The sequence below is a fragment of the Micrococcus sp. MS-ASIII-49 genome, assembly GCF_000946635.1.
Classification (GTDB): domain Bacteria; phylum Actinomycetota; class Actinomycetes; order Actinomycetales; family Micrococcaceae; genus Micrococcus; species Micrococcus luteus.
Genome location: NZ_JXSP01000160.1, coordinates 1 through 21709 on the forward strand (window position 1 = coordinate 1; position 21709 = coordinate 21709).

General features: G+C 74.5%; 18 protein-coding genes. 7 read left to right on the top strand and 11 right to left on the bottom strand.

Annotated elements, in window-relative coordinates; translation table 11 throughout:
* Positions 1-219 precede the first annotated feature (219 nt).
* Positions 220-1611, top strand: coding sequence for an aspartate aminotransferase family protein (locus SJ20_RS10330; protein WP_044659848.1), 1392 nt, complete (start codon positions 220-222; stop codon positions 1609-1611).
* 139 nt (positions 1612-1750) lie between these two features.
* Here SJ20_RS10330 and SJ20_RS10335 read toward each other — a convergent pair whose 3' ends face one another.
* Positions 1751-3088, bottom strand: a complete 1338-nt coding sequence (locus tag SJ20_RS10335; protein WP_044659849.1) for a uracil-xanthine permease family protein — start codon at positions 3086-3088, stop codon at positions 1751-1753.
* A 126-nt stretch (positions 3089-3214) separates the two neighbouring features.
* Here SJ20_RS10335 and SJ20_RS10340 point away from each other — a divergent pair, with 126 nt between their 5' ends.
* Entirely contained in the window at positions 3215-4135 is a 921-nt protein-coding gene (locus tag SJ20_RS10340) for a carbohydrate kinase (RefSeq protein WP_010079702.1), read from the top strand.
* A 102-nt stretch (positions 4136-4237) separates the two neighbouring features.
* Here the strand turns inward: SJ20_RS10340 and SJ20_RS10345 are convergent, their stop codons facing one another.
* Entirely contained in the window at positions 4238-5314 is a 1077-nt protein-coding gene (locus tag SJ20_RS10345; protein ID WP_044659850.1) for a malate dehydrogenase, read from the bottom strand.
* A 73-nt stretch (positions 5315-5387) separates the two neighbouring features.
* Here SJ20_RS10345 and SJ20_RS10350 point away from each other — a divergent pair, with 73 nt between their 5' ends.
* Complete coding sequence (locus SJ20_RS10350; protein WP_036316534.1) at positions 5388-6236, top strand: HAD family hydrolase; 849 nt, start codon at positions 5388-5390, stop codon at positions 6234-6236.
* Positions 6237-6258: 22 nt separating this feature from the next.
* Here SJ20_RS10350 and SJ20_RS10355 read toward each other — a convergent pair whose 3' ends face one another.
* The 6 genes from SJ20_RS10355 to SJ20_RS10380 form a co-directional block, all read right to left on the bottom strand.
* Entirely contained in the window at positions 6259-6807 is a 549-nt protein-coding gene (locus SJ20_RS10355) for an NYN domain-containing protein (protein ID WP_036384994.1), read from the bottom strand.
* A gap of 33 nt (positions 6808-6840) precedes the next feature.
* Complete coding sequence (locus SJ20_RS10360; protein WP_044659851.1) at positions 6841-7932, bottom strand: hypothetical protein; 1092 nt, start codon at positions 7930-7932, stop codon at positions 6841-6843.
* 22 nt (positions 7933-7954) lie between these two features.
* Positions 7955-9457, bottom strand: a complete 1503-nt coding sequence (locus tag SJ20_RS10365; protein WP_044659852.1) for an amino acid permease — start codon at positions 9455-9457, stop codon at positions 7955-7957.
* 100 nt (positions 9458-9557) lie between these two features.
* The gene (locus tag SJ20_RS10370; protein WP_044659853.1) at positions 9558-10631 is read right to left on the bottom strand and encodes a low specificity L-threonine aldolase; all 1074 of its coding nucleotides are present in this window, start codon (positions 10629-10631) and stop codon (positions 9558-9560) included.
* 1 nt (position 10632) lies between these two features.
* Positions 10633-11310, bottom strand: coding sequence for an SDR family oxidoreductase (locus tag SJ20_RS10375; protein ID WP_044659854.1), 678 nt, complete (start codon positions 11308-11310; stop codon positions 10633-10635).
* Positions 11311-11313: 3 nt separating this feature from the next.
* Positions 11314-12744, bottom strand: coding sequence for a DUF6421 family protein (locus SJ20_RS10380; RefSeq protein WP_044659855.1), 1431 nt, complete (start codon positions 12742-12744; stop codon positions 11314-11316).
* Between the two features lie 123 nt (positions 12745-12867).
* Between SJ20_RS10380 and SJ20_RS10385 the strand changes: the two genes are divergently transcribed.
* Positions 12868-13326 carry an Lrp/AsnC family transcriptional regulator gene (locus SJ20_RS10385; protein WP_044659859.1) on the top strand — a complete coding sequence of 153 codons (459 nt, stop codon included), beginning with the start codon at positions 12868-12870 and terminating at the stop codon, positions 13324-13326.
* Between the two features lie 130 nt (positions 13327-13456).
* Positions 13457-14296 (top strand): glycerophosphodiester phosphodiesterase, encoded by an 840-nt coding sequence (locus SJ20_RS10390; protein WP_044659856.1) that lies wholly within the window; start codon positions 13457-13459, stop codon positions 14294-14296.
* Between the two features lie 10 nt (positions 14297-14306).
* On the opposite strand, the gene SJ20_RS10395 is transcribed toward SJ20_RS10390, so the two are convergent.
* The 3 genes from SJ20_RS10395 to SJ20_RS10405 all read right to left on the bottom strand — a co-directional run bounded on the left by SJ20_RS10395 (position 14307) and on the right by SJ20_RS10405 (position 18234).
* Positions 14307-15812, bottom strand: coding sequence for an aldehyde dehydrogenase family protein (locus tag SJ20_RS10395; protein ID WP_052833461.1), 1506 nt, complete (start codon positions 15810-15812; stop codon positions 14307-14309).
* 207 nt (positions 15813-16019) lie between these two features.
* A complete protein-coding gene (gene pgm / locus SJ20_RS10400) occupies positions 16020-17738 on the bottom strand; it encodes a phosphoglucomutase (alpha-D-glucose-1,6-bisphosphate-dependent) (protein WP_044659857.1) in 1719 nt (572 codons plus the stop codon).
* Positions 17739-17805: 67 nt separating this feature from the next.
* Positions 17806-18234 (bottom strand): Fur family transcriptional regulator, encoded by a 429-nt coding sequence (locus SJ20_RS10405; RefSeq protein WP_041103504.1) that lies wholly within the window; start codon positions 18232-18234, stop codon positions 17806-17808.
* Positions 18235-18395: 161 nt separating this feature from the next.
* Here SJ20_RS10405 and SJ20_RS10410 point away from each other — a divergent pair, with 161 nt between their 5' ends.
* Together SJ20_RS10410 and SJ20_RS10415 are read left to right on the top strand one after the other, a co-directional pair.
* Positions 18396-19514, top strand: coding sequence for an acyl-CoA hydrolase (locus SJ20_RS10410; protein ID WP_044659858.1), 1119 nt, complete (start codon positions 18396-18398; stop codon positions 19512-19514).
* Positions 19511-21634, top strand: a complete 2124-nt coding sequence (locus SJ20_RS10415) for a bifunctional PIG-L family deacetylase/class I SAM-dependent methyltransferase (RefSeq protein ID WP_044659861.1) — start codon at positions 19511-19513, stop codon at positions 21632-21634. Before SJ20_RS10410 ends, SJ20_RS10415 begins: the two co-directional genes overlap by 4 nt.
* Positions 21635-21709 lie beyond the last annotated feature (75 nt).

Below are 21709 nucleotides of genomic sequence, written 5' to 3' on the forward strand. Positions count from 1 at the left end.
CGGGCGCCGCCGTCGTCGACGGGGCGGATCCCGCGGGCCAGGGCGACGACGAGGCCCGGCACCCCGGCTGGGACGTCGCCCTGGCCTGGCTCAAGGCGGCCGACTCGGAGCTCGTGCAGGCGTTCGTGGGGGTGGCGCGCGGGCGGCGGGGCGCCAGCTCGCGCTGAGGGCGGGCCTGCCTATGCTCGGAATGACCCGCATCACACTCAAGGAGGGCGCATGTCCGAGCATCAGCAGCACGTCGGCCGCCGGGATCCCCGGATCAGCGACGAGGCCATCGAGCGCGGCCGCCGCGCCCACGAGCTCGACCGCGCGCACGTGTTCCACTCGTGGAGCGCGCAGCGCGACCTCACACCCATGACCATCCTCGACGCCGAGGGGTCGTGGGTGTGGGACGGCGAGGGTCGGCCCATGGTCGACTTCAGCGGGCAGCTCGTCTTCACGAACGTCGGCCACCGCCACCCGAAGATCGTGGCCGCGATCCGGGAGCAGGCCGAGACGCTCGCCACCGTGGCCCCGCAGCACGTCAACGACGCCCGGTCCGAGGCGGCCCGGCTGATCACGGAGCGGCTGCCGGAGTCCATCAACCACGTGTTCTTCACGAACGCGGGCGCGGAGGCCAACGAGCACGCGGTGCGGATGGCACGCCTGCACACGGGCCGGCACAAGGTGCTCTCCGCGTACCTCTCGTACCACGGCGCCACGCGCCTGACGGCGAACCTGACCGGCTCCCTGCGGCGCGTGGGCTCGGACTCGGCGTCCGACGGCGTCGTGCACTTCCAGCCCGCGTACACGTACCGCTCCGCGTTCGGCTCGGAGAGCGACGAGCAGGAGGCCGAGCGCGCGCTGGCCCACCTGCGCGACGTGATCGAGCTCGAGGGCCCCTCCACCGTGGCCGCCGTGATCCTCGAGGCCGTCCCCGGCACCGCGGGCATCTTCCTGCCGCCGCCCGGCTACATGGCCGGCGTCAAGGAGCTGTGCCGTGAGCACGGGATCCTGCTGATCATCGACGAGGTCATGGTCGGCTTCGGCCGCGTGGGCGAGTGGTTCGGCCACCAGCTGACGGGCGTCACCCCGGACATCGTCACGTTCGCCAAGGGGGTCAACTCCGGGTATGTGCCGTTGGGCGGCGTCGCCATGAGCGACGACGTCTACGAGAGCTTCGCGACCACGCCCTACCCCGGCGGCCTGACCTACTCGGGCCACCCCCTCGCGTGCGCGGCCGCCGTCGCCGCGATCACCGCGATGGAGGAGGAGGGCATGGTCGCCCATGCGAAGCGCATCGGCGATCAGATCATCGGGCCGCGCCTGGCCGAGATCGCTGCGGCCCACCCGAGCGTGGGCGAGGTGCGCGGCGCCGGCGCGTTCTGGGCCGTCGAGCTGGTGAAGGACCGGCAGACCCGGGAGCGGCTGGCCCCGCTCGGTCAGGTGGCGCCCGTGATGGGGCGGATGATGGCCGAGGCGAAGGACCGCGGGCTGCTGCTGTTCATGGCCGAGAACCGGTTCCACCTGTGCCCGCCGCTGAACATCTCGGACGAGGACCTGCGCTTCGGCCTCGACGTGCTCGACCAGGTCCTCGCCCTCGCCGACGAGGAGGTCGCGGCCGGCTGACGGGGCCCGCCCCCCGCCCCGCCTCGCCCTGCCCGCCCCCGCCCAGCGTTTTCGAACGTGAAAGGGGGGTTCTCAGCGCTTTCGGTCGTGAGATTGGCCCTATCTCACGACCGAAAGTGCGCGTGGCGCGGGATCGGGGTCAGCCGAGCCGGCCGGCCTCCGAGGCCTCGAACTGCTCCTCGTCCTCGGGCACCGGCTCGGTGCCGCGGGCGCGGGCGATCGCCGTCATGAGGTGGTACACCACCAGGGCGGCGACCGTGCCGAGCGTGATGCCGCCGAACACGAGCCCGCCGACCACGAGCTGGGGGTCGGCGATCGCGATGATCAGGCCCGCACCCGCCGTCATGAGGTTCACGGTGTTGGAGAAGTCCACGCGGTTCTGCACCCAGATGCGCACGCCCATCATGCCGATCATCCCGTAGAGGATGATGCCCGCGCCGCCGGCCACCCCGGCCGGGATGGTGGCGACGGCGGCCCCGAACTTCGGCAGGAACGCGAGGGCGATCGCGGTCAGGCCGGCCACCCAGTACGCCGCCGTCGAGTAGACGCGCGAGCTGGCCATCACGCCGATGTTCTCCGCATACGTGGTGGTGCCGACGCCGCCGCCCGCGCCGGAGAGCATGGTGGAGAGGCCGTCCGCGATCAGGGCACGGCCGGTGAGCGGGTCCAGGTCGCGCTTGGTCATCAGCCCGACGGTCCTGACATGGCCGATGTTCTCCGCGACCAGCACGAGCACCACGGGCAGGAACAGGGGCAGCAGGTCCCAGCGCAGCTCCGGGCCGTGGAAGGGCGGCAGCCCGATCCAGGCGGCCTCCCCGACGGCGGCGAAGTCCACCTGGCCCTGCGCGAGGGCCAGTACGTAGCCCACCACGATGCCCACGAGGATGGACAGGCGGCCCAGGAGCCCCCGGAACGTCACGGCCGTGAGCACCACCGCCAGGGCCGTGCCGAACGTGGTGACGGGCACCTCCTGCATGGCCGTCGTCGTGGCGCCGGCGAGGTTGAGGCCGATCAGGGCCACGATCGTGCCCATCACCGCCGGCGGCATGAGCGTGTGGATCCAGCCGGTGCCGGCGCGGTGCACGATCACGCCGATCACCGTGAGCAGCAGGCCCGTCACGAGGATGCCGCCGAGCGCGGCCCCCGTGCCGCCGATCGTGGCGGCGGCCGTCAGCGGTGCGATGAACGCGAACGAGCTGCCCAGGTACGAGGGCAGGCGGTTGCCCGTGATGACCAGGAAGAGCAGGGTGCCGAGGCCGGAGAAGAGCAGCGCCGTCGTCGCGGGCATCCCGGTCAGGGCGGGCACGAGCACGGTGGCACCGAACATGGCCATCACGTGCTGCACGCCGATGCCCACGGTCCGCGGCCAGCTCAGCCGCTCGTCCGGGGCGACGACGGTGCCCGGGGTGATGGTGCGGCCGTCGCCGTGGAGGCGCCAGCCGGGGCCGCGCGAGGGCCGGGTGGGGGTGGGGGACATGGCCGCCTGCCGAGGGGTCGGGGATGGGGGTGTCGGGCGTTTCTCGGGGGCCTGGAAGCCTGCGCACAGCCCCGGTTCCGCGCCGGTGATTAGGGTACCGTGGGGCGCGTGGCTCAGTACTGTGGTGTGATCGGAGAGGCGCTCGTCGACGTCGTGGTCTCGGACACCGCGACCCCCCGCGTGCACGTCGGGGGCAGCCCCCTGAACGTAGCCGTGGGCCTGAGCCGGCTGGAGCGGCCCGTTTTGTTCGCCGGCCGCCTCGGCCGCGATGCGCACGGGGACATGATCGCCTCGCACCTGCGGGAGAACGGCGTGCGCTGCCTGCTCGAGCCGGATGCCGCCGCCACCTCCGTGGCCACCGCCCGCCTGGACCCCACGGGCGCCGCCAGCTATGAGTTCGAGCTGGACTGGACGCTGCCGCCCGCCGCCGCGCTCGCCCGGGACTTCGACGACGCCGCCGGCGGCCCGCTGCACCACATGCATGCCGGCTCCATCGCCACCATGCTCGCCCCCGGCGACGCCGAGGTGATGGCCCTGCTCGAGCGGATCTCCGCGGTCACGACCATCAGCTACGACCCCAACGTGCGGCCCACGATCGTGCCGGACCGGGCGTTCGCCCGCGCCCGCGCGGAGGAGTCCGTGCGGCTGGCGGACGTGGTGCACGCCTCGGACGAGGACATCGCGTGGCTGTACCCGGACCGCCCGCTGCGCGAGTCGCTGCAGGCGTGGCAGCAGATGGGCCCGGCGTTCGTGGTGATGACCCGCGGCGCCGAGGACATCGTGGCCGTCACCGCGCATGGCGTGGTGGAGCGCCCGATCGTGCCCGTGGACGTCGCGGATACCGTGGGCGCCGGCGACTCGTTCACCGCCGCCCTGCTCGCCGCCCTCGACGACCGCTCCCTGCTCGGCGCCGCGAACCGCGGCCGCCTGCACGCGATGGACCCGGCCGACGTCGAGTCGGTGCTGATCTACGCCTCCCGCGCGTCGGCGATCACGGCCTCCCGCCCGGGGGCGGACCCGCCCACGCGGGCCGAGCTGGCGGACTGACCCCACGCCCTCCCGTCCCCGCACGAATCTGTTGCGCAGCTGACCCTTCCGGCGGGCGGGGACGCCCCAGAAGGGTCAGTCACGCAGCCGATCCCGGCCGCCTCAGAGCAGGCCCAGCCCTCGCACGGCGTCGCGCTCGGCCTCCAGCTCGGCGACGGTCGCGGCCAGCCGCCCTCCTTCACCCGGCAGCACGGACTCGTCCGGTTCCAGCCCCGGCACGATCCGCCACGCGGTGCCGCCGTCGGACGTCACGGGGAACGAGCTGACCAGCCCCTCCGGCACCCCGTAGGAGCCGTCCGAGACCACCGCGGCCGACGTCCGGCGCGGCGCACCGTCCGCGTCCGCACCGGTGCCGAGAGTCCAGTCGCGCAGGTGATCGATCGCCGCGGACGCCGCCGACGCCGCCGAGCTCGCCCCGCGCACCTCGATGATCTCCGCGCCCCGCTTCGCCACGCGCGGCACGAACTCCTCGCTCGCCCACACCGGGTCCACCACCTCGAGCGCCGGCCGCCACGTCCCGTCCACCCGCACGCGGGCGTGGGTGAGGTCCGGGAACTGGGTGGCGGAGTGGTTGCCCCAGATCGTCACGCCGGACACGTCCGTCACCGCGACGCCGGCCCGCGCGGCCAACTGCGCCACGGCCCGGTTGTGGTCCAGCCGGGTCAGCGCCGTGAAGCGCGCGGCCGGCACGTCCGGGGCGTGGGCGGCGGCGATCAGCGCGTTGGTGTTGGCCGGGTTCCCGACGACGACGACCCGCACGTCCTGCGCCGCGTGGTCGTTGATCGCCCGGCCCTGAGGCCCGAAGATCCCGCCGTTCGCCTCGAGCAGGTCGCCGCGCTCCATGCCCTTCGTGCGCGGCCGCGCGCCGACGAGCAGCGCGTGCTGGACCCCGTCGAAGGCGCGGGCCGGGTCGTCCGTGACCTCCACGTCGGCCAGCAGCGGGAAGGCCGCGTCGGCGAGCTCCATGGCGGTGCCCTCCGCGGCGCCCAGGGCGGCCGGGATCTCGAGCAGGCGCAGCCGGACCGGGGTGTCCGGGCCGAGCATCCCGCCGGCGGCGATGCGGAAGAGCAGCGCGTAGCCGATGTTGCCGGCGGCGCCGGTGACGGTGACCGTGCGGGGCGTCGTCGACGCGGGGTCCGGGGCGGTGTCCTGTGCGGTGGTCTGCTGTGCGGTGTCCACGCCCCCATCGTGCCCCCGCTCGCCCGCGGAGGACACCCCGGCCCGCCGCACGGCCCCGGCCTAGACTGAGCGCATGCCCGCCCTGCCCCTGCCCTCGCGCCGTCCGCGGATGATCGCGACGGACCTGGACGGCACCATCATCGGGTACCGGCACACGCGGTCGGGGCGCCTGAGCCCGCGCACCATCGCGGCGCTGCGGGACGCCCACGACGCCGGCGTCGAGGTGGTGTTCGTGACCGGCCGTCCCCTCCGCTGGCTCGGCCCGCTGAGCGCGCAGCTCGGCCCCGTCGGCCCGGTGATCTGCTCCAACGGCGCCGTCCTCGTGGACACCGCCACGGACGACGTCCTGATCGCCCACCCCATGCCCGTCGAGGCCGTGTGGACAGCCACGGACCGGCTGCGCGCCCTGGACCGCACCGTGTCCTTCGGCGCCGAGACCCTCGAGGGCTTCTTCTGGGAGCACGCGTTCTCCGAGCGCGCCGAGTTCCGGGCCGAGGTCCACGCGGCGGCCACGCTCGAGGCCGCGCTGCCGGGTCGGCTGGGCGTGGTGAAGCTGCTGGCCCGCTCGGACACCCTGGCCCCGGACGCCTTCCTCGCCGCGGCCCGCGCCGAGCTGGACGAGCTCGTGAGTGCCACGCACTCCGCGCCCGGCATCGCGCTCGTGGAGATGTCCGCCCCGGGCGTGCACAAGGCCGCGACCCTCGCCGAGTTCGCCGCGAGCCGGGGGGTCGCGCCGGTCGACGTCGTCGCGTTCGGGGACATGCCCAACGACCTGGAGATGCTCCAGTGGGCTGGTCTCGGCCTGGCCGTGGCCTCGGGCCATCCGTCGCTGCTGGCCGCGGCGGACGGCGTGGTCGGGGCGTGCGACGACGACGGGGTGGCCGCCACCGTCGAACGCCTGCTGGAGCTGCCCACGGACTGAGCCGCGGGCCACCCCCGGCGGGTCAGAGGAACTCGTACGGGTCGAACGCCTCGACGTCGATCACGCGCAGGCGCGGCAGGGACGAGTCGAACGCGCCCACCGCGTGCTCCAGGTCGAAGAACTCGACCCCGGGGATGCGGCGCAGCTCGTGGGAGAGGAACTCCTCGAAGCCCATGATCCCGGTGCGTCGGCCCGGCGTGGCCGCGAGGTCGGTGAGCTGGGGGGCGAAGTCGGAGTCGTGGCTGACGAGGACGACGTCGTCCTCCCGGCCCAGCAGCGCCTCCGCGGTGCGCTGGATGCCGATGTCCACGACCTTGCCCTCGCCGCGCAGCATGATCGGCTGGAAGCCGAGGGCGGTGAGCGCCTGGACGAACGGGATGGGGATCTCGCCGTCGATGGCGAGGAAGAACAGGCCCTTGACCGGCTGGTCCCAGCGGTCCTCGAGGTAGCCGAGCAGGCGCTTCCAGCGTGGCCGCTCGTCGGGCTGGGGGCGCCGCTGCAGGATGGACGTGCCGAGGGTGGCGTCGATGTTCTCGCCGTCGATCAGCAGGTAGGTGGTTCGCTCGCTCACGCTCTTGAGGCTACCCGCTGGGATGGACGTCGGTCAGCGCGCGCGGTCGAACGGGGCCGTCAGCAGGCGGACGACGCCCTCGAGCGGCCCCGCGCGGAACGGGCCGACGCGCACGACGGCCCGCCACAGCAGCGGCAGCAGCAGCGCGCCGACGACCAGCACGGCCAGGTTGAACCACGTGTCGTCCGCGCCGGTGGCGCTGCGCCACGGCCCGGGTCCGAGCCGCCGCACCCAGCCGAGGTACCACAGGTGCGCCACGTACACGGACAGCGTCATCGCGCCGGGCACGGCCAGCAGCCCGGCCCGCCGCGGCGCCAGGGCCGCGCACGCACCGAGGACGGCGAGCACCAGGCCCGTGTCCAGCAGGGCCTCCGCGGGGGTCGCCGTGTAGGGCAGGGGGGCGGCGCCGGTCTGCGTCCGGGACAGGGCGAGCACGACGCCGGCCAGCGCGATCCCCCCGGCCGCCCAGGCGAGCCCCGTGAGCCGTGCGCGCCGGGCCGGGGCCGCCGTCGTCGTGCCGTGGACGGTGGCGACCAGCACCGCCCCCAGCAGCGCCCACGCGAGGAACAGGGGGAGACGGTACGGGCCGTCCGTGAGGAACGCGGAGACCCACGGGGTCAGCGTCGCGCGGCTCAGCCCGAGCGCCTGCGCGGCGGGGAGGAGCCGGTCGACGACGTCGGCCGTCGGTGTGGCGGCGAGCAGGAGGCCGCCTCCGCCGGCCAGGACGGCGAGCACGAGGTGCGCGGCGAGGGGGAGGGCGGCCAGCAGTGCCATGAGCACCGTGAGCACAGCCAGGTGCGCCAGCACGTTCACGACGGCCGCCCCGAAGAGCCCGGTCAGCCACGCCGCCCCGAACAGGGCGGCCGCCCGCACAAGCGCGCGGGGCACGGCCCGGCCACGGCCCAGCCACTCCACCTCGAGGCGCGCGCCCACGCCCACGAGCGCCGCGAACAGGGGCGCGGTGAGGTGCTCGGAGAGGTGGAGCACCCCACCCGGGCCGCCGGCGGGCGCCGTGTGGGCGACCATCATCGCGACCAGGGCCAGGCCGCGCGCGACGTCCACCCAGACCAGGCGGCCCCGGGCGGTGTGGGTGGCGGCGGGAGCGTGGGAGGAGGGGGCGGGCACGGCGACCTCCGAGGTGGGGGACTCAGTCCAGGACGCGGGTGAGGTCGGCGTCCTCGTAGCGGACCGGCGTCGAGCCGGTGACGAGCTTGTGGCCGAGCCACAGCGCGAGGAACAGGGGCAGGCCGATGTACGCGCTGGCCACGGCCACGAGGTCCACGTCGCCCATGAACGCCTGGTAGTTCTGGCCGAGGATCACGACGGCGCACATGACCAGCGCGACGATCGGGCCGAGGGGGAACAGGAAGGCGCGGTAGGGCAGATCCTTCGGATCGTGGCCCTGCGCGACGTAGGCCTGCCGGAACCGGTAGTGGCTCCAGGCGATGCCCATCCACACGATGAACCCGGCCAGGCCCGAGGCGGAGACGAGCCACACGTAGGCGGCGCCGTCCCCGATGAACGTGGTCAGGAAGCACGCCGCGCCCACCGCGGTGGTGGCGTAGAGGGCGTTCATGGGCACGCCGCGCCGGTTCACCTTCGCCAGGAAGCGCGGGGCCTTGCCGGAGTCGGCCAGGGCCCAGAGCATGCGGGTGGAGGCGTACAGGCCCGAGTTGCCCGCGGAGAGGATGGCCGTGAGGATCACGGCGTTCATCACGGAGGCGGCGGCGAGCACGCCCGCGTTCTCGAAGACGAGCGTGAACGGGGAGATCGAGATGTCCTCGACGTCGCTGCCCAGCAGGTGGGGGCTGGTGTAGGGGATGAGGAAGCCGACGACGGTGATTGCGCCGACGTAGAAGAGCAGGATGCGCACGAACACGGTGCGGATCGCCTTGGGCACGTTCTTCTCCGGGTCCTCGGCCTCGCCCGCGGCCACGCCGACCAGCTCGGTGCCCTGGAAGGAGAAGCCGGCCACCATGAAGATCGCCAGGATGCCGGCGCCGCCGCCCACGAAGGGGGCCTCGCCGTCCGTCCAGTTGTGGAAGCCGGGGGAGGAGCCGCCGAGGATGCCGACGATCATCAGGACGCCGAGCACCAGGAAGATCACCACCGTGGCGACCTTGATGAGCGAGAACCAGAACTCGCTCTCGCCGTAGGCGCGCGTGGAGAGGGCGTTGAGGCCGAAGAGCAGCGCGAGGAAGATCGCGGACCAGATCCACGAGGGCACGTCCGGGAGCCAGTACCGCATGATCAGGGCCGCCGCGACGAGCTCGGCGGCCACCGTGATCGCCCAGTTGTACCAGTAGTTCCAGCCGATGGCGAAGCCGAACGAGGGGCTCACGAAGCGGGTCGAGTACTCCTCGAACGCGCCGGAGACCGGCAGGTACGTGGACATCTCGCCGAGCGACTGCATCAGCAGGAACACCATGAAGCCGATGGCCACATAGGCCACGAGGGCGCCACCGGGGCCGGCGGTCGCGATGGTGTTGCCCGAGGCCACGAACAGGCCCGTGCCGATGGCGCCGCCCATCGCGATCATCGTCAGGTGCCGGGACTTGAGGGTGCGTTGCAGGGAGCCGCCCTCATGGGTGGCGTGGGCGGCGGAGGCGGCCGGCGTCGACGGGGACGTCCGGGGTGCGCTGGTGTCCACGGTGGCCTTTCGGTGGAGGAGCGGTCGGACGCGCGTCGAAGGCCGCGGCGTCCCACCCTGCTGCACGGTGGTAGAAGGGTATCCCGGCCGGGCGCGTCCGTCAGACGGCGGGGACGAGTTCGGCGCGCAGCGCCGCCGTGAACGCGTCCACGTCCTCCTCGGTCGTGTCGAAGCCGCACACCCAGCGCACCTCGCGGCGCGCCGCGTCCCAGTCGTAGAACCGGAAGCGGGCGCGCAGCCGGTCGGCCACGCCCTCGGGCAGGACGGCGAACACGGCGTTGGCGTCCGTGGCCTGCGTGAACTCGACGCCGGCCAGCGAGCCGTCGGCGACCCCCGCCTCGATGCCGGCGCGCAGCCGGGCGGCCATGGCGTTGGCGTGGCGGGCGGAGCGCAGGTACAGGTCGCCGTCGAACAGGGCGAGCAGCTGCGCCGAGATGAAGCGCATCTTCGAGGCCAGCTGCATCTGGTTCTTGCGCAGGTACACGAGGCCGTCCGCGGCGTCCGGGTCGAGCACGACGACGGCCTCGGCCAGCAGCGCCCCGTTCTTGGTGCCGCCGAGGGAGAGCACGTCCACGCCGACGTCGGTGGTGAAGGCGCGCAGCGGCAGGCCCAGGGAGGCCGCGGCATTGGCGATGCGGGCGCCGTCCATGTAGACGCGCATCCCGTGCTCGTGGGCGTAGTCCGTGATGGCCTTGACCTCGTCCGGGGTGTAGACCGTGCCGAGCTCGGTGGACTGGGTGAGGTAGACGACCAGGGGCTGGGCGCGGTGCTCGTCACCCCAGCCCCAGGCCTCGGCGGCGATCAGCTCGGGGGTGAGCTTGCCGTCGTCGGTGGCCACGGGCAGCAGCTTGATGCCGGCGGACTTCTCGGGCGCGCCGCCCTCGTCCACGTGGATGTGCGCGGTGTCCGCGCAGATCACCGCGCCCCAGCGGGGCAGCATGGCCTGGAGCCCGACGACGTTCGCCCCGGTCCCGTTGAACATCGGCCACGCGGTGGCGTCCTTGCCGAAGTGCTGGGCCACGACCTCCTGAAGACGCGCCGTGTACACGTCCTCGCCGTAGGCGACCTGGTGGCCCCCGTTGGCCTCGGCGATCGCCGCGAGCACCTCCGGGTGGACGCCGGAGTAGTTGTCCGAGGCGAAGCCCCGCTCCTGCGGATCGTGGATCCTCTGCATGTCAGTCCGTTCCCTTCTCCTGGAGCGTGAGGACGGCGTCGTTCAGCGCGCCCGCCTCAGCCTTCCACAGTCGCGCGTACTCCTCGGCCAGCCGTTCCTCGAGCCCGGCGAGGGACCTCACACGGAACACGACGGCCGCCGAGCGCAGCGGCGCCTCCGCGTCCCGGGCGGCCTTGGCCCAGCCCTGCGCGACCGCGCGGGTCCATGCCTCGCTCGCCGCCTTCACCGCGGCGTAGTTCGCGCCGCCGGCGAGCGGCCGGGTCACCGCCGTGGACGAGACGATCGCGAGGCGACCGGCGGACGAGGCCCGCAGGTCGTCGTCGAGGGCCCGGCTCACGTGCCGCAGCGCCGTGAACGAGGCCTCGAGGGCGCGGTAGTCCTCCTCGGTCTGGCCGGCGAGGCCCCCGCCGCCGCGCCAGCCGCCCACCAGGTGGAGCAGGCCGTCGATCCGGGTGCCGCGGGCGTGCAGGTCCTCGACGAGGCCGCGGACGGCGGTCTCGTCCGTGAGGTCCAGGGCCGCGGTCTCGGCGCCGAGTTCGGCGAGGGGGGCGAGCTTCGCGGCGTCGCGCCCGGTCGCGACGACGTGCGCGCCGGCGTCGAGGAGGGTGCGGGCGGCGGCCCGGCCCGAGGCGCTCGTGGCGCCCGCGATCAGGACGGCGCGGTCGGTCAGGGCGGCCACGGGTCAGGCGTCCGTGCCGCGGATCCCGGCGGTGGACTCGATGACGCCGCACATCTTCTTCTCGAGGGCCTCGAAGAACATGGACAGCGGGAACTCGTCGTCGAGCACGAGGTCGGTGTAGCCCTTGGGCGGGCCGGCGAGCACCTCGCGCGGCAGGCCCTGCGCCCACACGGAGGCCGGGTGCGGGGTGACCACGGAGGCGACGAGCTCGTAGGCCTGGAGCCAGTGCACGGTCTTGGGGCGGTCGATGGACTCCCAGTAGAGCGTGTCGATGGCGTCGCCCAGCTCGACGACGGCGTTGGCGAGCCGGTCCCAGTCCACGCTGAGCTCGACGTCGCGCCACTGGATCACGTCCTTGCGGTGCAGCCAGGCGAAGAGCAGCTGGCCGCCGAGGCCGTCGTAGTTGCGGACGCGGGAGCCGGTGAGGGCGAAGCGGAAGACCCGGTCGAAGAGGACGGCGTGCTGCACGAGCCCGGCGTGGCGGCGGGTCTGCTCCTCGAGCGCGGTGAGCTGCTCGCCGGCGGCGGCGCGCGCCGTGAGGCGGCGCTCGATCGCCACGCACTCGCGGAAGGCGGTCATGTCGCAGCGCATCTCCTCGAGCGTGTAGAGGAAGAAGGGCATGCGCTGCTTGATCATGAACGGGTCGAAGGGCAGGTCGCCGCGCATGTGCGTGCGGTCGTGGATGAGGTCCCACATCACGAAGGTGCCCTCGGCGAGCTCCTGGCTGGAGAGCAGTTCGGCGAGCTCGGCCGGGAGCTCGAGCTGGGTGATCTCGGCGGCGGCGGAGACGACCCGGCGGAAGCGGGCGGCCTCGCGGTCCTGGAAGATGGCGCCCCACGTGAAGGTGGGGATCTCCCGCATGGCCACGGTCTCGGGGAAGAGGACGGCCGAGTTCGTGTCGTAGCCGGGGGTGAAGTCGATCAGGCGCAGGGAGACGAAGAGGCGGTTGCCGTAGTCGCCGGCCTCGAGCTCGGCGATGAACTCGGGCCAGATGGTCTCGACGACGAGGGCCTCCACGTGCCGGTCGGGGGAGCCGTTCTGCGTGTACATCGGGAAGACCACGAGGTGCCGGACGCCGTCGACGCGGTGCTCCTGCGGCTGGAAGGCGACGAGGGAGTCCAGGAAATCGGGCTCGGCGAAGCCGCCGTCGGCCCAGCGGGCGAAGTCGCGGGGCAGGGCGGCGAGGTAGGCGGCGTCGTGCGGGAAGAGCGGGGCGAGCTCCTCGACGGCGGCGACGATGGTCTCCACGTGCTCGCGCGCGGCGGCGTGGTCCGCCGGGTCCGGGATGGAGCCGTCCTTGACCTGCAGGGGCTGCAGGGCGGTGGCGGCGGCCTTGAGGCGGAGCCAGGCCGGGTGGGTCTCGACGGTGCGCGCGTCGGCCGGGGTCTCCGGGACGACGACGTCGGTCCGGGCGGGCTGCAGAATGGTGGACATGGAACCCTCCTGAGGTCGACTCGCCGGAAAATATCCGGTGACGCGGATCACTTGCCGGAAGAGTTCCATGAGGATGGGGGGCTGTCAACCCCGTGGCCGGGGACGGCTGATAGCGTGCCGCGCATGGACGACCCTGTCGATACGCGGCTCGCGGCCGCCGTCTCCCATGACCCGCGCGCCACGCTCGCCCAGCTCTCCGAGCGGGTCGGCCTGTCGACGTCCGCGGTGCAGGCGCGCCTGCGCCGGCTCGAGAGCACGGGCGTGATCACGGGCTACCGCGCGTTGCTCGACCCCGAGGCCGTGGGCAAGCCGCTCTCCGCCTTCATCGAGATCAGCCCGCTGGACCCGCGTCAGCCCGACGACGCCCCCGAGCTCCTCGAGTCCATCGCGGCGATCGAGGCGTGCCACTCCGTGGCCGGCGACGCCGCGTACATGCTCTTCGTGCGCGTGGGCTCGCCGCGGGAGCTCGAGGCGCTGGTGACGGAGATCCGCCAGACGGCGTCGGTGTCCACCCGGACCACCGTGGTGCTGCAGACCTTCTACGAGCACCGCCCCATGCTGGAGCTGCCGGCGGAGGACTGAGGGCGGGCGCTTCGGCCCCTCCTGTCACGCGAGAGGTCGGAATGAGGGCGGATCTGACGCTCATTCCGACCTCTCGCGTTCCCGGCTGCGGCGGTGGGCAGCCGGCCGCCCGTCCCGCTACGGTGATCCCGTGCGTCCGACCTCGCCCCGTCCCGCCCCCGCCTACCTCACCGACTCCGTCCCCGCCCGTCGCGGCCACCCGCTGGGGTTCGCGCACCGGGGCGCCGCCGTCGACCGGGAGAACTCCCTGGCCGCGTTCGTGGGCGCCCACGCCGCCGGGTTCACCTACCTCGAGCTGGACGTGCGGACCACGGCGGACGGCGAGCTCATCGTGTTCCACGACGAGACCCTGGACCGCGTCAGCACGGGCCGCGGCCGGCTGCGCGACCACACGTGGGAGCGGCTGGCGGACGTCACGGTCGGCGGGGAGCCGCTGCTGCGCTTCACCGAGCTGCTCACGGCGCTCCCTGAGGCCCGCCTCAACGTGGACCTCAAGGACCGCGCGTCGGCCCCGGCCCTGGCCCGCATCCTCGCCGAGCACGGCGCCTGGGACCGCGTGCTCGTCGCGTCGTTCCACGACTCGCGTCGCCGACTCTTCCGCCGCGCCCTCGCCCGCCTCGGCCACCCCGAGCGGGCGTACGGGCTGGAGCGGGTGGCGACGTCGGGCGGGGCGGCCGCCATCGCAGCGCTCGTGACGCTGGGCCCGCTGGGACTGACCCGCTGGCTGCGCCGGCACGCCCTCGACGTCGACTGCGTGCAGGTGCCCGTCCGGCACGGCCGCGTGCCCGTGGTGCGGCCCGAGTTCGTGCGTCGGTGCCACGCGGCGGGGCTGCCGGTGCACGTGTGGGTCGTGGATGATCCCGCGGAGATCGAGCGCCTGCTCGACCTCGGTGTCGACGGGATCATGACCGACCGCGCCGACGTCCTCGCGGAGGTCTACGACCGCCGCGGCTTCTGGCCGCAGCGCTGACCCCCACCCCTCAGAGCATCTTCGGCAGCAGCGCCCGCTTCATCCGCCCGTACGGCGGGTACGCGGTCTTGAGCGTGTCCACCTGGTCCGACTTCGTGATGGACGGGCGCAGGTGGGAGAACGTCTCGAACCCGTGGATGCCGTGGTACGCGCCCATCCCGGACGCGCCGATCCCGCCGAACGGCAGCGTCGCGATGCCGGCGTGCAGCAGGCCGACGTCGTAGCCGAGGCCGCCGGCCTGCACCTGGTCGTCGAAGGCCCGGTGATAGCTCGGCCGGTCCGTGAACAGGTACGCGGCCAGCGGGTGCGGGCGCTCCGCGATGAAGTCCAGGGCGTCCTGGAAGGTGTCCACGGTCAGCACGGGCAGGATCGGGCCGAACAGCTCCTCCTGCATGAGCGCGCCGTCCGGCGTGACGCCCGTCACCACGGTCGGCGCCATGTACCGCCCCGCCACATCCACGTCGCCGCCGACGAGCAGCTCGGCGCCGGCGTCGAGGTCCGCCTGGAGCATCGCCCGCAGCCGCTCCGCGTGCTCGGCGGAGATGAGCCGGCCGTAGTCCCTCGACGCGCGGGGGTCGTCGCCGTAGAACTCGCGCAGGGCTGCGGGGAGCTCGGCGGTCACCTGGCGCAGCGCGGCCTCGCCGACGGCCAGCACGTAGTCCGGGGCCACGCACGTCTGGCCCGCGTTGGTGAACTTCGCCCATGCGATGCGGCGGGCCATCGCGCCCGTGTTCCGCGACGGCGTCACCACCGCCGGCGACTTGCCTCCCAGCTCGAGCGTCACGGGGGAGAGGGTCTTCGCCGCCGCCTCGTAGACGATCCGGCCCACGCGCTCCCCGCCGGTGTAGAGGATGTGGTCCCACGGCTCCGCCAGCAGCGCGGTGTTGCACTCCTTGCCGCCCGCCACCACGGAGACCAGCGCGGAGTCCAGGTACTGCGGCACCAGCTCCCGCAGCGCCGCCGCCGTGGCCGGGGCCTTCTCCGACGGGCTGAGCACCACCGTGTTGCCGGCCGCCAGCGCACCCACGACCGGGGCGAGCGCGAGCTGCACCGGGTAGTTCCACGCGCCGATGACCAGCACGAGACCCTTGGGCCGCGGCCGGACCTCCGCGCTCGCGGGCCGCAGGGCCAGCGGCAGCTTCACGGGCCGCGGCTCCATCCAGTCGGTCAGGTGCAGCAGCGCGTGGTCCACCTCGGAGCGCACCGAGACGATCTCCGTGATCAGGGCCTCGGTGGCCGGCTTGCCCAGGTCCGTGCCGAGCGCCGCGACGAACCGGTCCGCGTGCTCGGTCAGCATCCGCTTCAGGCCCTTGAGCTGGCGCACCCGCACCGCGCGCGGGTGGGCGGCGCGGGAGCGGGCGGCGGCGCGCAGCCGCTCGACGGCGGCCCGCGGCTCCTCGGGTCGGGGCCCGGCCGGCGCGATCGGCAGGGCCTCGGTGGGCAACGGCTCGCGGACGGGATCGTCGGCGGGGGTGTCGGGGGAGTCCGTGGTCGAACCGGGGGGCTGCGTGCTCATGCCGGCCACGCTACCGAGCGGCCCTGTGCGGCGGCAGGGCGGGGCGCCGTCGTCGTCCTCCGGCCGCTGGTGCCGCCCCGACGGGCGCCACGGCGTTTTCGTTCGGGAAACGGCGCACGCGCCCCGCTGTTTCCCGAACGAAAGCGGTGCGACACGCCGCCGTTTCCCGAACGAAAGCGGACGGGGGGAGGGGAGATGGGGCGGGGGTCAGCCGATGACCGCGTCCACCAGCCGCTGCGCCTCCGCCTGCACCTGCGTCAGGTGCTCGGGGCCGCGGAAGGACTCCGCGTAGATCTTGTAGACGTCCTCGGTGCCGGAGGGCCGCGCCGCGAACCACGCGTGCTGCGTCACCACCTTGAGCCCGCCGATCGGGGCGTCGTTGCCCGGGGCGTTGGTCAGCGTCGCGAGGATGGTCTCGCCGGCCAGCTCGGTCACGGGGACGTCGTCGGGGGAGAGGGTCTTCAGCTTCGCCTTCTGCTCGGCGGTCGCGGGGGCGTCGATGCGCGCGTACGCCGGGTCGCCGTGCAGGGCCACGAGGTCGCGGTACCGCTCGGACGGGGACTGGCCCGTCACGGCGATGATCTCCGCAGCCAGCAGGCACAGCAGCAGCCCATCCTTGTCCGTGGACCACGGGCTGCCGTCGAACTGCACGAAGGACGCGCCCGCGGACTCCTCGCCGCCGAACACACCGGTGCCCGTCAGCAGGCCCGGCACGAACCACTTGAAGCCCACCGGCACCTCCACGAGCTCGCGGCCCAGGTCCCCGGCCACGCGGTCGATCATCGAGGAGCTCACCAGGGTCTTGCCCACGCCCGCGCTCTGGGGCCACCGCTCGCGGTGGCGATACAGGTAGTCGATGGCCACGGCGAGGTAGTGGTTCGGGTTCATCAGCCCGCCGTCGGGGGTGACGATCCCGTGCCGGTCCGCGTCGGCGTCGTTGCCGGTGGCGACGTCGAAGGGCGCCTGCCCGTCCGCGTCCGGGGTCATCCGCTCGATCAGCGAGGCCATCGCGTTCGGCGACGAGCAGTCCATGCGGATCTTGCCGTCCCAGTCCAGGGTCATGAACCCGAACCGCGGGTCCACCTCCGGGTTCACCACGGTCAGATCCAGCCCGTGGCGGTCGGCGATCTCGCCCCAGTACGCCACGGACGCCCCGCCCATGGGGTCGGCGCCGATGCGCACGCCCGCCTCGCGGATCGCCTCCACGTCGATCACCTGCGGCAGATCGGACACGTACCGGTCCAGGAAGTCGAAGCTGCCCAGCTTCGCGTGGCCGGCGACGTCGGCGTCCGCCACCCGGTGCACGCCCGCCAGCCCGCCGGCGAGCAGCTCGTTGGCGCGGTCGGCGATCCACGTGGTCGCCTCGGTGTCCGCGGGGCCGCCGTGGGGCGGGTTGTACTTGAAGCCGCCGTCCGCGGGCGGGTTGTGCGAGGGGGTGATCACGAGGCCGTCCACGAGGCCGGCGTTGTCCCCGTCCACCGCGAAGCCCGACGGCGACAGCTCGCGCCCGGCGTTCAGGTGCAGGATCGCGTGGGACACGGCGGGGGTGGGCGTGTAGCCGCCGCGGGAGTCGACGAGCACCTCGACGTCGTTGCCGAGCAGCACCTCGACGGCGGTGTCCTGCGCGGGCCCGGACAGGGCGTGCGTGTCCTTGCCGACGAGGACCGGCCCCGTGATCCCGTGGTGCGCGCGGTACTCGACCACGGCCTGCGTGATGGCGGCGATGTGGTCGTCGTTGAACGAGGTCGTGAACGCGGAGCCGCGGTGGCCGGAGGTGCCGAACACGACCTTCTGCGTCGGGTCCGTCACGTCCGGGTGACCGGTGCGGTACGCCTCCAGGAGGGCGTCGACGTCGATGAGGTCCTGCGGCAGGGCGGGGGTGCCGGGACGCTCGGCGGCGGGCAGGGCGGCGGTGTTCTCGGTCATGTGCCTCACCTTGGCACGGGCGGGCGGACGGGGGAAGACGCGCGGCCCAGCGGGACGACGCCGGCGGTCACTCCCGGCAGCCGGAGCACAGCCCCCAGTAGTAGACCTCGGCCTCGTCGACCGCGAAGCCGTGGTCCTCGGGGGCGTCGAGGCACGGGGCGGAGCCGGTGCGGCACGGCACGTCCACGACCGTGCCGCAGCCGCGGCACACGAGGTGGTGGTGGTTGTCGCCCGTGCAGATCTCGTAGCGGGCCGGGGAGCCGGCGGGCTGCAGGGAGCGCACGAGCCCGGCCTCGGTGAGCGCGTGGAGGCAGTCGTAGACGGCCTGGTGCGAGGTGCCGGGCAGGGCCCGACGCACGGCGGTCAGCACGGTGGACGCGTCCGCGTGGGGGTGGTCGGCGAGGGCGGTCAGCACCGCCAGGCGGGGCCGGGTCACGCGCAGGCCGACGCCGCGCAGCAGCGTGCGCTCGTCCTCATCCCGCGTCGTGGTCTCCATGCCAGTCGATCCCATCCGGTTCTCTGGAACATGTCAAGAAAGAGCGGGCTGCTTCGCCCCCGGCGCACCGGCCATTCCCCGCCGTGCCCGTGCTGACTACGGTGAATCCTCGACCCCGGGGCGCACCGGCCCGGGCGCCGTCGACGAGGAGGTCCCCACCCATGGCCCAGCCCGAGCCCGTCCGTCTCGTCCCGGGTGGAGCCGTGGACCGCCCGGCCGAGCAGGCCCTCCTCGCGGCCGCCGCGGCCTGCGGCGGCGACGTCGACGCGATGGTCGGGCTGCTCCGTGCGGCGTCCGGTGCCGCGTCCGGCGAAGACGCCGCCCCGCTCGACCTGCCGCTGACCGGCGCGGGGCGCACCCGGGAGCAGTGGGAGCTGCTCGCCTCCGTCGCCGCGCAGGACCTCTCGGCCGCCCGCGTGCTCGAGCCCCATCTGGACGCGCTCTCGATCCTGTCCCAGGCCGGCGTCCCCGCCCCGGCCGGGCTGCTCGGCGTCTACGCCTCCGAGTCCGGCGGCCGCACCCCGGCCCTCCGCCCCGCCCCGGACGGCCCCGACACCGCCTGGCTGCTCGACGGCGAGAAGCCGTGGTGCTCGCTCGCGGACCGGTGCGCGGCCGCCGTCGTGACCGGCCGGGAGGCGGACGGCACCCGCCGCGCCGTGCTCGTGGACCTGTCCCACCCCGGCGTGGCCGAGACCGACTCGGCCTGGCCCGCGCTCGGCCTCGCCCCGATCCGCACGGTGGGCCTGGCCTTCGACGCCGTCCCCGGCAGTGCCGTCGGCGGCGCCGAGTGGTACCTGCGCCGGCCCGGCTTCGCGTGGGGCGGCATCGGCGTGGCGGCGGTGTGGTTCGGCGGCGCCGTCGGCATCGCCCGCACCCTGCGGAACGCCACCGCCGCCCGCGCGGCCGCCGAGGCCGAGGGCCGCGGACCGGGCCCGGACCAGATCGGCCAGGCGGCGCTCGGCCGCGTCGACCGGCTGCTCCATGCGATGGCCGCCCTGCTCGCCCGTGCCGCCGACGACGTGGACGCCGGCCGCCTGGACCACGGCCGCGGCATGGTCGAGGCCGACCGGATCCGCGGCACCGTGGCGCAGCTGTGCACCGAGGTGATGGACGTCGTCGGGCAGGCCACCGGCCCCGGCCCGCTCACCGGCAGCGCCGCGCACGCCCGCGCCGTCGCCGACCTGCAGGTCTACCTGCGCCAGCACCACGGACACCGCGACGACGCCCGGCTGGGCGCCGCGCTCCTGACCGGCGAGACCGACGGCGGCTGGACGTGGTGAGCTTCTCCCACACCGACGACGGCACGTCCGAGGCGGCCTGGGCCGAGGGCGGCGTCGGCGAGCTGCCGGAGCTGCGCCTGCCCGTCTGGGACGCGCAGACGCTGCTGCTCCTGGCCGTGGCGCACCCGGACGACGAGACCCTCGCCGCCACCGGCCTGATCCGCTCCGCCCTGCGCGGCGGGGCACGCGTGCACGTGCTGGTCGCCACCGCCGGCGAGGCCTCCCACCCGCACTCGCCCACGCACACGCCCGAGGACCTGGTCCGGCTGCGCCGGGACGAGATGGAGCACGCCCTCGACGCCCTCGCCGCCGGCCTGCCCGCCTCCGCGGGCCCCGGCTCCCCGGCGCGGGACCGGCTGACCTGGGCATCCCTGGCCCTGCCCGACTCCGGCGTGGCCGAGCACGAGGACGCCGTGCGCGACGCCGTCGCCGCGGCCCTCGACGCCCACCCCGGCCCCGCCGTGCTCGCCTCCCACGACCCCGGCGACGGCCACGCGGACCACGAGGCCGTCGGCCGCGCCGTCGGCGCGGTCGCGGGCGAGTGCGACCTGCCGCTCTACGCCTTCCCCATCTGGTTCTGGCACTGGGCCGACCCGGCCGACCTGCCCGCCCGCCGCTACCGACGGCTGCCGCTCACCGACGACGACCGGGCCGCCCGCCGTGCCGCCCTCGACGCGCACGCCTCCCAGGTCCGGCCCCTCTCCGACGCGCCCGGCGACGAGGCGATCCTCGGCCCCGTCGTGCTCGCCCACCACGAGCGCCCGTTCGAGGCCCACCGCGTCTCCGGCCCCGACGACGCCGACGCCAACCGGGCCGCCGCCGTCTTCGACCGGCTCTATCGGGCCCAGGAGGACCCGTGGCGCTACCTCAGCTCGTCGTACGAGGCCCGCAAACGGGCGCTCACCCTCGCCGCCCTGCCCCGGCCCCGCTACGGGACCGTGGTGGAGGCGGGCGCGTCCATCGGCGTGCTCACCGCGGACGTGGCCGCGCGCGCGGACCGCGTGGTCGGCCTCGAGGCGTCCTCCACCGCCGTCGAGCGCGCCGCCGCCCGGCTGGCCGGCGCGCCGCACGCCGAGGTGCGCCGAGCCGTGCTGCCCGCGGACTGGCCGGCCGACGTCGCCGGCGCGGACCTCGTGATCGCCTCCGAGATCGGCTACTTCCTGCAGCCCGAGGAGCTCGACGCGCTGATCGACGACGCCGACGCCGCGCTCGCCCCCGGCGGCGAGCTGCTGCTGTGCCACTGGCGCCACCCCATCGAGGGCTGGCCGCTGGACGGGGACGCCGTGCACGCGCGCGTCGCAGCCGACCCGCGCTGGCGGCTGCGCACCGAGCTTGTGGAGGACGACTTCCGGATCAGCCTCCACGTGCGGGCCGCCGCCGCGACCCATGCCGTCGTCGTGGTGCCCGCCAAGGACGAACAGGAGCGGCTGCCGGCCGCGCTCGCGGCCCTCACCGCCGCCCTGGACCGCTGGGAGGAGCACCACGCGCAGGGCACGGCCGCGGTCGTGGTCGCCGCGGACCGCTGCGAGGACGCCACGGTGGCCGCCGCCCTCGAGGCCCGCGCCGCCGACCCGCGCATCCACGTCCTCGAACTGGGGGAGCCGACCGCCGGGCAGGCCGGCGTCGGGCGGGCCCGCCTCGAGGGCGCCTGCCGGGCCCGCGCGCTGTTCCCCGACGTGCCGGCCGAGCGCCTCTGGCTCGCCTCCACCGACGCGGACAGCCGCGTCCCCGCCGACTGGCTGCTGGCGCAGACCGTGGCCGCCGGCCGCGACGAGGTGCTCGTGCTGGGCACGGTGGACGTGCACCAGGGGCCGCTGCGGCAGGCCTGGCTCCGCGGCTACCGGCACGAGGAGGGGCACCCGCACGTGCACGGGGCCAACCTGGGACTGCCGTGGTCGCTGTACGAGGCCGTGGGCGGGTTCCCGCCGGTGGCCGAGCACGAGGACGTCGGCCTGGCCGAGGCCGTGCGGGCCCTGGCGGGGGAGCGCGACGGCGGTGACGGCCGCCGGGTGCGCGTGATCGCCACCGACACCACCCGCGTGCTCACCTCGTCCCGCCTGGAGGGGCGGACCCCCGGCGGGTTCTCCGGGTACCTCAAGGCGGTGGGCCGGCCCGGGTGAGGCCGGCCGGGGAGCAGGGGCGCGGGGCCGGGCCGGGTCCGGGGGGGCACCGCCTAGGGCATGTCTGACAATCGT